9 protein-coding genes and 1 pseudogene are annotated in these 12,216 nt (G+C 50.9%); 7 read left to right on the top strand and 3 right to left on the bottom strand.

Annotation, left to right across the window (positions count from 1 at the left end):
• Window positions 1-31 precede the first annotated feature (31 nt).
• Window positions 32-352 carry a transposase gene (locus APH34_RS28680; RefSeq protein WP_082422789.1) on the top strand — a complete coding sequence of 107 codons (321 nt, stop codon included), beginning with the start codon at window positions 32-34 and terminating at the stop codon, window positions 350-352.
• 216 nt (window positions 353-568) lie between these two features.
• Window positions 569-1,060, top strand: a complete 492-nt coding sequence (locus tag APH34_RS12585; protein ID WP_054901353.1) for a GNAT family N-acetyltransferase — start codon at window positions 569-571, stop codon at window positions 1,058-1,060.
• Window positions 1,061-1,493: 433 nt separating this feature from the next.
• Here the strand turns inward: APH34_RS12585 and APH34_RS29920 are convergent, their stop codons facing one another.
• Window positions 1,494-1,787 (bottom strand): hypothetical protein, encoded by a 294-nt coding sequence (locus APH34_RS29920; RefSeq protein ID WP_256215625.1) that lies wholly within the window; start codon window positions 1,785-1,787, stop codon window positions 1,494-1,496.
• A gap of 633 nt (window positions 1,788-2,420) precedes the next feature.
• A protein-coding gene (locus APH34_RS28675) for an IS5 family transposase (protein ID WP_104148369.1) occupies window positions 2,421-3,277 on the bottom strand; the annotation gives its coding sequence in 2 pieces (ribosomal slippage) (window positions 2,421-2,933 and window positions 2,936-3,277; 855 coding nt in all).
• 579 nt (window positions 3,278-3,856) lie between these two features.
• Between APH34_RS28675 and APH34_RS28670 the strand changes: the two genes are divergently transcribed.
• From APH34_RS28670 to APH34_RS29225, 4 genes are all read left to right on the top strand, one after another.
• On the top strand, window positions 3,857-5,611 hold the full coding sequence (locus APH34_RS28670; protein WP_080641041.1) for a Mu transposase C-terminal domain-containing protein: 1,755 nt from the start codon (window positions 3,857-3,859) through the stop codon (window positions 5,609-5,611).
• Between the two features lie 67 nt (window positions 5,612-5,678).
• Window positions 5,679-6,581: a TniB family NTP-binding protein gene (locus APH34_RS12565; RefSeq protein ID WP_232251875.1), complete on the top strand. Its 903-nt coding sequence runs from the start codon at window positions 5,679-5,681 to the stop codon at window positions 6,579-6,581.
• Window positions 6,578-7,396 carry a hypothetical protein gene (locus tag APH34_RS29230; protein ID WP_143524265.1) on the top strand — a complete coding sequence of 273 codons (819 nt, stop codon included), beginning with the start codon at window positions 6,578-6,580 and terminating at the stop codon, window positions 7,394-7,396. The genes APH34_RS12565 and APH34_RS29230 overlap by 4 nt, the downstream gene beginning before the upstream one ends.
• On the top strand, window positions 7,365-8,366 hold the full coding sequence (locus APH34_RS29225; protein ID WP_143524266.1) for a hypothetical protein: 1,002 nt from the start codon (window positions 7,365-7,367) through the stop codon (window positions 8,364-8,366). The genes APH34_RS29230 and APH34_RS29225 overlap by 32 nt, the downstream gene beginning before the upstream one ends.
• Before the next feature lie 1,425 nt (window positions 8,367-9,791).
• Here APH34_RS29225 and APH34_RS12555 read toward each other — a convergent pair.
• Window positions 9,792-10,058, bottom strand: coding sequence for an antitoxin Xre/MbcA/ParS toxin-binding domain-containing protein (locus tag APH34_RS12555; RefSeq protein WP_009684887.1), 267 nt, complete (start codon window positions 10,056-10,058; stop codon window positions 9,792-9,794).
• A gap of 463 nt (window positions 10,059-10,521) precedes the next feature.
• Here APH34_RS12555 and gcvP point away from each other — a divergent pair.
• A pseudogene (gene gcvP, locus APH34_RS12550) lies at window positions 10,522-12,144 on the top strand (aminomethyl-transferring glycine dehydrogenase); the annotation flags it as partial.
• Between the last annotated feature and the right edge of the window lie 72 nt (window positions 12,145-12,216).

Below are 12,216 nucleotides of genomic sequence, written 5' to 3'. Positions count from 1 at the left end.
GACGCGATCACCCTTATTTGCCAGGATTTCCATGCCCCAACGAAGCTCTTATCCAAAACCGTTCAAAGCCCAAGTCGTTCAGGAATGCCTGCAACCTGGCGCAACCGCGTCCAGTGTCGCCATCAGCCACGGCATCAATGCCAACGTCATTCGCAAATGGATGCCGCGCTACCGAGACCAATCTGCAGCAACCCCACTACCGGCATTTGTCCCGCTCAAGGCTGCACCTAAACGGCCTGCCGAGGCGTCAGTGATCATCGAGTTGCCCATGTCCGGTCAAGTGATCACAGTGAAATGGCCAGCCTCGGATTTTGAGGGCTGCGCGCAATTTATTCGGGCTGTCGCTCAATGATTCGCATCGATACGATCTGGCTGGCCACCGAGCCGATGGACATGCGCGCCGGTATCCACGCCTGTCGATAGCCCGAATACCGTACTGGAGAAGCTCAAGAGCGACGAGCTCGACGAGGGTAGGGGGATCAGCGCCTGCGCCGAGCCATTGCAAATATGCCTGAAGATGCCATAGGCTGCCTCTTTATGAATCGATGCTACTGACGCTGGATAAACGATGATCGAACCACAAGGATGTGTAGAGTTCTCCGGTCTGAAGTGCTGGTCTGTTGGGCCCTCTGACGCAGAAATGATCTGCTCACATCGCCAGGAAATGTTTCTTGAGGCGGGTGGGGATCCTGAAAAACTACGGGTCATGACTCAGCACTTTCGCCCATGGCTAGAGGAGCGGCTCGGTGACGGTCGGTATTACGGATTCAAACTCTTAGATGGCGACCAACCGGTCGCAGCCATTGGCCTTATGAGCATTGATTGGCCTCCCCATCCATCGCACCCAACCCTGGATAAGCGTGGGTACGTGTTGAATGTATTCATCCAGCCGGCCTACCGCCGCCGAGGCCTAGCGTCGGCCTTGATGCAAGCTGCTGACGCCGAGTTCGCTCGCCGAGGAGTCACCTTCGCTGTCCTGCACGCCACCGACGCGGGCAAACCAGTCTATGAGCAAATCGGTTGGACTAGAACGTCGGAAATGGCCAAATCCATTACTTGATAGTGACCGCTTTCGACGCTTTGCGGATACACGCGTTGCCCACGCTCTTGATACCGGGTTCTATAGTGCTCGTAGACCTCATACAACTGCGTAGAAATACCTACGGTTCGTCCGTGCGTTCTCAGCGCAGGCTCTTCAGCACTCGGATCGCCTGGGTCATTTTCGCGATCATTGATGCTGACGTAGGCGTGCTGAGAACCCTTATTAATATCCGTGGTGTAGAGCTTCAAAAGCTCTCCACGACGCATGCTGGTTTCCAGCAACAATTCAATCATTAGCCAATTGCGCAACTGCAATCGCTTGGGAAACGGATTTCCCACAGCACCCGGACGAATCAGTGTGCGGATGATCTGGAGTTGGGGATCGGTCAGGCCGCGATAACGAGCACGGTCGGGACGAACATTGGTGATATGGCTCTCAAAGCGTCGCTCAATTACGTCGGCAACATCTGCAAATCTATCGGTGGAGGAGATGCCATTGCAGTCGTGCCGATTCGGGCGACCAGATTATCCGCCTGGCGGCCGCTTTGGAGCCAGAGGGTGTAACCGTCCAGTAGTGCCAAGATCGCCTCGAAGTGACAGGCCAGAATGGCCTCATCGATATCCAGCTCCCGGCTTTTGGCATAGGTGTAGAAAGCCTGGATCGCACGCAGGTGCGCTGCGACTGTGTTGTATGCACGATGCTTGAATCTGAGCTGAACGTAGATAAATGGGACCAGCTTGGGCAAGGGCGCCGCTGAACCATCCTACACAAGCACTGGCACGCGCTGCCCTGACGAGAAATGACACTGAACCAGCTTCATTGGCAGACACCTCATTCAGGGTCTCGCCATGAACACGAAACATGAGGCTGTCGCGAAATGAGGCGACTAGCCCTAAGCGTTGTTTCACAAGGGCTCTAGCCGATGCCCTGCCAATTTAAGCGACTTTTCTTGGGATAGTCGCTAGATTAAACATTATTTTTGTGGATTGTCGCCTTATTAAGCATCAACAACAACGAATACCATTTTGTCGAGGATATCTCCCATACGAAGGTAGTTCGGCTGTCATGAAATTAGTCCAAAGTTAGATCAGTAGATTTATTGGCCCTATCTCCGCCCCCGATGGGCGGTCTACCCAGTTGTGGTCGCTAACCCCGGAGGCCGTGGCATGCGCCTACCTAGACAGGCAAAGACGGCGTAGCCGGACACTCGCGCTGCGGCCAAAACAGAATTCTCCGGTCTCCGCACATAACAAACCGCAATCTCCATCCCTCCTTGCTGGGCAATCTGGCTCGGTGGAAGCCTTTTTGCGCAGAGTGTTGTGTTGGTGGCTGCATCTGTTGTACCCACCAATAAGTGATCCGTTTCGTCCAGATTTCTCTAGGCTCTGTACGAAAAGAGATGTCGCAAACACCGCATGGAGCAAGCCAGTGAGACCATGGCGGCATAACTTTTCGCGAGCTTGTCGAAGCGAGTCACGATCCGACGGTTCTCTTTCAGCCAGCCGAACATGCGCTCGATGATGTTGCGCTGTCGGTATTTGGGCCGGTCAAACAGTCTTGGTAAGCCAGGCTTGGGCTTGCGCTTCATCGAGCGCAGCGGGATGACGGGTTGCATTCGATATTGGTCGCAGTAGCGGCGTAGCGCTTCTGCGTCGTAGCCCTTGTCGGCAAGCAGCCATTTGCAGCGCTTGCGCGGGCGGCCACGTTGGCTCGATGGAATGCTGACCTCGTCCAACAGTGGTTGTGCGTAGCTGATGTCACTGGCTTGACCGCCAGAGAGGAGAAAACGCAGCGGTGTTCCGTTGGCGTCGCATAGCATGTGGATTTTGGTTGTCAGGCCACCGCGACTGCGGCCTAGAGCATGATCGGCAGGCTCGTCAGGCCCCCTTTTTTCCCGGCGCCTGATGAGGCTCGGGTTGCGCGTACTGCGGTTGAGTCGATCATCCAGGTTTGCAGATCGATCAAGCCCTGCTCATTCAATCGCAGGTGCAGACGTTTGAGCATCTGCTCTAAAGTCCCTTGGTTTCGCCAGCCCCGAAACCGTTGATACACCGTTGACCATGGGCCGAAGCGCTCTGGCATATCTCGCCATGCAGCACCTGAGCAGAGCACCCACAGCACGCCATCGAGCATCAGCCGGTCGCTCAGTCGGGGCCGGCCTCGGCCATGGGTTTCGATGAAGAGATCGGAGACCACATCCCAGGCCTCGTCCGTGAGTTCGTAGCGCCTTGCCATCACAGAATTCCTTTCCGTTAATGGCGCGTAACTCTACAAAATCTCAGCGCTAAAGGAGCGACGATTAGGTTTCTCGGGATTTCGTACAGAGCCTAGGGCTCCCCCTGGTGGCTTCGCCTTCTGCGATGCAGGGCCCTAGGGCTACTTTTCGTTTGAAACTAAGGACGAACGACCCTCTGACAAGATGAATTTAGTAAATGCATTTTGGATTGAGCATGTACCGAGATGAAGCCTTGATGAAATTCCGTCGTTCCCGTTTCAATTGGAGGCTTCTGCCTCGATTTACTCAGTGATTTGTGCGTCAACCTTGTACTTTTTAATGCTTGAGCTTTGAATTTCGGTATGGCGTTTTGGGTTGCGTTTTATACGTCTATTGTTTTGTGGGTTTTGATCAAGATTCACCTTCGCCTATCAAAAAAGTTGCATTCACAGGGTTGACACAAAGCCAAAATGGAAGTTAAAAATGAAAAAGCATTCAACTTCGCGCTCAGGTAGATGGGTATCACCTGATGGTTTAAAGCATGTCCATCGGGGCTCTACAGGTGTACTTGTCAATTTCATAATCCTTGGTTCAAAGCTATGACCGATACTTCAGAAGATTTGTGGGGGGCGTTAAATAGCTTTACGCCGCTAGAGGAGATAGGGCGGCATAAGGTCGGAAGTGAGCGCTTTACGGTAATTAGCCTCTTCATTGATGGAAAAATATCAGCCGCTGAAGGCATAAATTTACTAGGCATAGGGAAGCAGTATTTTTATAAGTTGGTAGCAAGGTCTCGAGGGGCACGAAATTACAATAAATTAGTGCCAGGTAAGCGGGGTCGTAAAAGCGGGAGCGATAAACTTGATGCTCGCGTGGAAGCAATTATTGATAAAGCTTTTGATGATTACTATTATGGTATTTCTGCTAGCTATGCGAAGGTGTGGTCGGTATGTCAGTCAGAAGCTGATGCTCAAAAAGTTGTGCGTCCCTCTTACTATACGGTCAGGCGAAGGATTAAATCTAAGCCTCCAAGATTATTGTACGAAAGGAAATACGGAAAAGACGCAGCGGAACAAAGATACGGAGCGAGGCCTGGACATAAGAAAACCGACCGCCCACTCCAATGGGTTCAATTCGATCACACCGTCATGGACATATTGTTGGTCGACGAAAATGACCGCCAAGTCATTATTGGCAGGCCTTGGATCAGTTTGGCAATTTGTATCCATACAAGGGTGGTTCTTGGGTTCTATTTGTCTTTATTGCCACCGAGCGCTGTAAGCGTGGCAATGTTAATCGAAAATTGCGTGCTGCCAAAGAATAAGATCTTATTAGCTTTAGGGATGGAGGAAAACCTTTGGCCAGTTCACGGCTTGATGGAAACTATCCATACTGATAATGCTAAGGAATTCATATCTGATGTGCTGGTACTAAACTGCAAGCACTATGGAATTGACGTAAGGCATCGCAATGTAGGAAAAAAACATCAAGGAGGACATATCGAGAGTTTGATTGGGAAGTTCATGACAACCAAAGTGCATTTTTTGCCAGGAACAACGGGTTCAAACGTAATCGACCGGAAGTCATATAGCAGTGAAAAACGCGCATCAATGACGTTTAGTGCGCTACGCAAGTTCATGATTTATCAAGTGTGCGCATATCATGAGACCAAGCATTCTGGCATCGGGAAAAGCCCTATTGAAGCTTGGAATGATTATTATCGAGATGGGGTGGAACCAAAAAGCATTCCAGAAAAAGACCATGATGGTTTTCGCTTTAGCTTTTATCCAGAGTTTGCCGCAAAACAAGTAGTTCCGCAAGGGATAGAGTTATTCCGACGGTTTTATTATGCTCCTGCACTAAAAAATCATATTAGAGAGAAGGTGCTGGTTAAGTATGACCCTTACAACCTTGATGTAATAAGGGTTAAAGTGAATACAGAATGGTTCGTGGTTCCTTGTGTACGAAACTCTTCTGGCAGACATTCGCATTATGAATATTATCGGCATCAGAGGCGCATTAAGTCCATACCAAATGGCACTATGACTAGGCGTGGCAGTGAGGCAGTATATAGTGCAAATCAACTCGTGGTAAATGAAGTAAAAGCTACGACTAAGGCTAGGCGTCTGAAGAAGGAAAAAGGTCTAGAGCAGCATAATGCTTACTCCATCATTTTAGAAGGCGCGAGCAAAAAAAATAATGAAAGCGCTGAAAATTATTCGAACGTTGCCCATGTAAGTGCTAGCCAGGTTGGAGGGCGTAGAGGGCTGATTGACCATTCGATGCCTGGGATAGTCTCGAACCTGCGCTCAAACAATAGTGTAGATTACGAAGATGAGCCGACTTTGTATTGATCGTTCATTAATGAACGATTAAGTATTTTGATTTTTGCCTTAATCCAATTGTTTTTGCGAGACTATTATGTCCGATTTTTCCCACGTGCATCCCGATAGCCATAGCTATTTTTCGTTAACGGATCATGAGCGAACATTGGTGTGCTGTCAGGATATTTGGGTGCCTCATCCCTCAGTTGAAAACCTAATTGCACGTATGCATGTGATGATGCAGATGACAAATAAAATCAATGCCCCCAGTATGCTAGTAATAGGGCCTGGTGGCTCAGGTAAAACTAGCATGATTGAGGAATTGAAGAAGCGACATCGTGTTTGGGCGGAGAAAATGGTATTTGTAACAATGCATCAAAGCCCTAATGGCTATTCATTGAAGGAGTTGATACTGCAAGAAATTGGAGTAGGTGTGTCGCGTCGTGCGCGTCTGAATGAAAATATCTCGCCGGAATTGCAATACTTGATTAAAAGTCAAAATATTCGGGCCATCGTTATCGATGAGATTCATGATGCATTGACATTAACAGACTTCCAGCAGCGAATTAACTTGTCATTGTTGAAGAATTTAGCTGGCTCTAACTATGGTCTCTGTGTCTTTGCATTCGGTATCCCAGATGCCGCGCGGGTATTGAGGCGTGACGCTCAGTTGGCCCGCCGGTATGCTGTGAGGTCCCTAAAACAATGGGGGAATGATAGTGAGTTCAGAAGCTTTGTAGCATCGTACATTTTTCGCCTCCCTTTACGGAAGCCGACAAACTTCAAAGACCAGAAGTTGTTTCTAAAGATAATGGAGACGGGCCAGGGGCTGACCGATAACATTGTGAAAATTTTACAGGCGGCAGCCATGGCCGCAATCACTGATGGCTCTGAACATATTGCTCACAAGCATCTTGACAATATTGAGTATATTATGGATGACCTATGTATTGCGCTGCGCGACGTCGACCAGCTTGAGCGTGAGGGCGGTTTCGCATGAATAGTAGCTCCCGTATTTCCAAGGCAATTAAAGTTCTCCAAGGACAATGCAAGATTGAATATTCGTTCCCTGAATTGACGAATACCATAGCAGAGCTAATACGAAATACAAACATCACTGCTAAGGGTGTAGTCGTTCACCTAGAGGGCGAACCTGGTTGTGGCTTGTCCGCCAGTCTTGAACATGTGGTAAATAAATTTGGTGTAGAGGCAACTAAGGTCAATTATAATTTTAGCTTCGGCAAGCTATCTTTATTGGATAATTTCGCTATTTCTTTGGCAATAAGATCCCCCTACGAGCACCTGAAAAAAGCTCCCTTATATATGGATCAGTACATAAATGAGGTAGGGTTAAAGCTAGTAGTAATTGATGACTTGGAGCGCTTCGAAATCACACATGATAACTCATTGGCTGAATGCTTGGTCGCTATATCGGAAGTCGGAAATGGTCTAGTTGTTCTATATACAACGCACTATCGGCCGCTGGCAAGAAAGATAGAAAAAATTATGAAAGGAAGGGTGAATTTATTTAGAGTTAGAATGTCGCTCGAGTCATCTGATCTTTCCAATGTCGCATTTAAGTTTTTAATCGCTGCGAATGGTGAAACTAGACAAAGTATTAAGTTTTCTGAATGTGCACTTGAACACATCGAGCAGCAAGCATGCCGGCTCGATGAGTTTGTAAAGACCTTAGAGGTGGCTTACGCATATGCGACTTTAAGAAATGATAGCCTACTCAAATTTTCAGGTGCTGAAGAAGAGCTTTCAATTCAAGGAAGTCAGTATGTTGAAGTCCGGGCTATGCTCGAATGCTAAAATGATAGCCGGTGAATCTCTTTCATCTTGGAGTTATCGGCTATGTCAAATCCCAGAAGTGCAGCAGTATATACTGCACAATGCTGGGGGTTATGGACGTGGTCCACGATTATTTTTGTCACTTTTCGAATTTGAAAAGCGTGAAGCTCACTGCGACTTAGATTTTATAAGCCCGGACCATAAATGGAAGGTTCTGCCATTGATTATGGGGTCAGATTTAGAAAGATTCGTCAAGCCTGTTAATGTCGCGCCGATGATACCTTGGGGATTTCGGCGATCTTATTGCGAAGATTGCATGCGTGAAAATCTTCGATCTAATTGTTCTTTGATGCTCAAGATTGCCTGGCGATACGTATCAAAACCATTTTGTGAATTGCATGATGTGTTGCTTAAGGATGTCCCGCGACAGATAGGTGCCGCGTTGGATGCGCCTCGGGCCATATTTAAATGGAATCATAGTATTGAGAGTAAGAATCTCGGACATGCAGAATATGTTAACAACTGGGCCGATTTGCTTAAAACCGCATGTCGTGTTCAGAAGAAACTCGTAAAATTACGTAATCTTCAGCAGGATCGTTGCATTTATCTCTTTGATAACACAATAATGAGCCTTATGCGGGCTCTTCTTACACCAGGCATGGATTTGTATCGTCATTCCGGTAGTAACAGACTGCTAGATATTGTGTCCAGTGAAGGTGAGACGCTATACCTTAGCTGCTACTTGCAGCCGTTTAGGGCTTCTGCAGCTTGTCGCGCGCGCGCGCTTTTTTTTATTGGAATATTGCTAGGGTGGGTTAGTCAAAAGGAGGCCTTTAAGTCACTTCGTGGCGATCCTTGGGAATCAGATACGCCGGAAAAAATATGGGGGAGCGTGTATAAATTTGATAAAGAGCTTTATTATTGGCTTAGAAATAGCTTGATCAGATTCCAGACAAGCGCCCTAAGTATTTGCACTCCACAGTTCGCATAAGTATTTCATGTACACTTATATAGTTCCGATTTACGTTACCCTGGGTTTTTACGTCAAGGTGTCGGGTCAGTTCAAGAGGCAACATCCGTTTTTATGTTATGTAGTTGACGCGCGCAGCTGCAAAATAGTAGGCCATGCTTTTTCGGTCGGTAAGCCCACGATCAATCTCTATGGTAGAGCAATGCTGGGCGTGCGCGCGGAACAGTTGACTCATTCCTCTGACTCCGCTCACACCTCTCATTCGTGTGAATTGTTGCGAATTCGCGGTCCTAGTTTTGTTGGTTCTCTAGCTGACGTTTTTTGTGATGTTGATAAGCCAGTGATGATATCAAAGATACGTAGATCGCGGAATTTGACATTGATTTCTGAGACGATGTTGGCATCTTTGTTGATGCACCATATTTACGAAGCCTTTTCCGATATTTTCATGGCACAAGCAGCAACGATGTCTATTGAGGTCGCTACTCTAAATGCTTTATTAAACCAAGCACTTAGTCGCTGCAATCGATCATTAGATGATTTCCCGCACTGGATCACATTGAGGTAGCGGGTAAGTTTTGCCAAACTACTATTCCAAGCTAATGGAATAGTAGTGTGGTGGGAGAATTGATGTCCTAATTTCCGCCAGCAAAAGCTGTGCAAAAAGAAGGTGCGCTCTCATACTTAGTCTCCATCCTATAAGCTCAATTCTAAGTTGGTCCGTACTCAAACGAACTACCACTATATTTTAAGTCTGAACGGGAGAGCCGGCGCTGCTCGAGGCTAGATTAGGAGTGGCGCAGAGATAGATTCCAAGGCTGATCGTGGTTTCAAATGTGGATTTGCTTTGCGAGACACTGTGCCGCCTAAGGTGGCATTGAAGGCCAAGGTCGAGAGCTCTAGGTGCATGTGGGATTCGTGTTTTTTTGTTACGATCACCGCCACCGAAATGATTTTCTTCACTTGGCAAAAAAAACTTCATTTTTGAGGTTTTCCTACACTTTTTCTTCATTCGCGTGAACCAACGCGACGTATTCCAAGCCACGTTCCAGTGGCTTCGACACTGTCCCTGCGGTTCAACGCTTTTACAGTAGGCTGTCCATGAACGATCAAAAAAGCCCCCCTAGTGTCCATTCGAAAGCAGTCGTTTTCCACTCCTGCTACGACACTGTGCTCAGAAAGGTGGACGCACGATACGATATACGCGGTTACGTTTTGGCTCAGATGGTCAAGCTTTGCCTCCAGAGCCGCGGTACGCTCCCGCTCGCGTACCGCAGCTTTTATGCGCAGTACGCTCAAGCCGAGGCGATTGCGTTCTTGGAAGCGTGTGTTACCCACTTGTTATTCGGCCCGGCTGGTCGCCTTTCACCACAGGAGTATCACTACCAGAGAGATGCATACCAAAACCCGGGCTAGCCCGTAGCCCGATCAGCAGCATTCTGATGCTCACGTGTAAACGCCGTACTCAAGACGGTAGAGGAAGGCCCATACCTCCATATAGCTTTCATGACTCCAAAGCAAGGTGCATGGGGTGTGGTTGCCAAGACCAAGCGCAGGGCTGATCATCCAACGCTGTGCCAGTTCTCCTTTGCCGAGCACCTCCATTGCTTTTCGAAAAATTTGCGCCTTCCTTGTTAAAAAAGCCCCATGAGCAGAGGTCCAGCAGCTGATTGAGGGCTGGTCGCTAATTCCGTGGATCGTGATACTGTTCATGACAAGTGTTCCAAAGGCAAATGTCGAGAGACTTTGATGACACTATGACCTCAGGCGGGGGTTGCACGCCACCGATCTTGTAGGTAAGCGCAGCGACTGCGGACTGCTATGTCAACATACCCTGAGTTTATCGAGTTGCGGGGGAGTGTCGCCTGAGGCCAGTCGGTCATGCCGCTAAACCCGCCCCTGAAAGCCCCGTCTGAATGGCGTCCATAGAGCGCAGCCGCCACGCCTGCCCACGCCTGCAGTGTGGGGAACGGGCTGAACATCGCTGGCTTCAACACGGGGACCGCACCAGATTCGTGGGTTGGTGGTATGACTTCAAGCTCCATCGGCGGCGCACAGTCCTGCATCGCCTCTTCCGAGCTATCATTGCACTTATCGCGGCGAAGATAGCGGTCGCTGCGGCATACAGCCTGGTGTGGGTAGGGCCAGCATGGCGCGTCCGGTGAAGCGTGCTAACAGTCTGCGCCTCATCGACGACACGCGGCTCGGCGTGTCCCTGGATGAAACCTGCGAGCAGGCCAGCGTCGAGGCGCTGTGGCAGGTGTTCGCCGTGCCCGGCCAGGCCCTGCCGGAGTTCGCCGCGCTGGCACTGGATGTCGAGGATTGCCTGCCGGCCGCGCTGCTGCGGGAAAGCCCTTTCCTTCAGCATGAGGTGTTCAACCGCTATCACTCGGAAACCGAGCTGATGCGCTACCTGCGCCGCCTGGCCGACAAGGACCTGGCCCTGGACCGCACCATGATCCCGCTGGGCTCCTGCACCATGAAGCTCAACGCCGCCAGCGAGATGATCCCGGTCACCTGGCCGGAATTCGGCGCCCTGCACCCGTTCGCCCCGGCGGAACAGGCGAGGGGTTACCGGCAACTGACTGACGAGCTGGAAGCCATGCTCTGTGCCGCCACCGGTTACGACGCCGTGTCGCTGCAGCCCAACGCCGGCTCCCAGGGCGAGTACGCCGGCCTGCTGGCGATCCGTGCCTATCACGCCAGCCGAGGCGAGGGCGGGCGCGATGTATGCCTGATCCCGTCGTCGGCCCACGGCACCAACCCGGCCACGGGGCAGATGGCCGGGCTGCGGGTGGTGGTCGTCGCCTGCGATGCCCGCGGCAACGTCGATGTCGCCGACCTGCAGGCCAAGGCCGAACAGCATCGTGAACGCCTGGCCGCGTTGATGATCACCTATCCCTCGACCCACGGTGTGTTCGAAGACGGTATCACGCGGATCTGCGAGATCGTCCATGAACATGGCGGTCAGGTGTACATCGACGGCGCCAACATGAATGCCATGGTCGGCCTATGTGCGCCAGGTAAGTTCGGTGGCGATGTTTCCCACCTGAACCTGCACAAGACGTTCTGCATTCCCCATGGTGGTGGCGGCCCGGGCGTCGGGCCGATCGGGGTCAAGGCGCACCTGGCGCCTTTCCTGCCGGGTGCTGGCAAGACCGGGGCAGTGAGTGCGGCGCCGTTTGGTAGCGCGAGCATTCTGCCGATCACCTGGATGTACATCCGCATGATGGGCGGAGCGGGCCTCAAACGCGCCTCGCAGGTGGCGATCCTCAGCGCCAACTACGTGGCCCGGCGCCTGGAGGAGCATTACCCGGTGCTCTACACGGGCGAGAACGGCCTGGTGGCCCATGAGTGCATCCTCGATCTGCGTCCGCTCAAGGAGAGCAGCGGAATCGGTGTCGAGGACGTGGCCAAGCGCCTGATCGACTATGGCTTCCATGCGCCGACCATGTCATTCCCGGTGGCCGGGACTTTGATGGTAGAGCCGACCGAGAGTGAGTCAAAGGAAGAGCTGGACCGCTTCTGCGAGGCCATGATCGCAATCCGCGAGGAAATCTGTGCGGTGGAGACCGGTGGGCTCGACAAGCAGGACAACCCGTTGCGCAACGCCCCGCATACAGCGGCTGAGCTGACTGGTGAATGGACGCATACCTATAGTCGCGAGCTGGCGGTGTACCCATTGTCGAGCCTGCGCGAGAGCAAGTACTGGCCGCCGGTGGGGCGCGTGGACAACGTCTACGGCGACCGCAATCTGGCGTGTGCCTGTCCGCCGGTGTCGAACTATCAGGATGCCTGAGTGATCTTTCGCCCCCTGTCGCTGACTTGCCAGCGATAGGGGGGCGAAAACCTGGCTATAAAACCCGAACAA

Source organism: Pseudomonas sp. NBRC 111131, assembly GCF_001320525.1.
GTDB lineage: Bacteria > Pseudomonadota > Gammaproteobacteria > Pseudomonadales > Pseudomonadaceae > Aquipseudomonas > Aquipseudomonas ceruminis.
The sequence above is the reverse complement of the archived record's forward strand: the minus strand, read 5'-3'. Positions and strand labels throughout refer to the sequence as shown.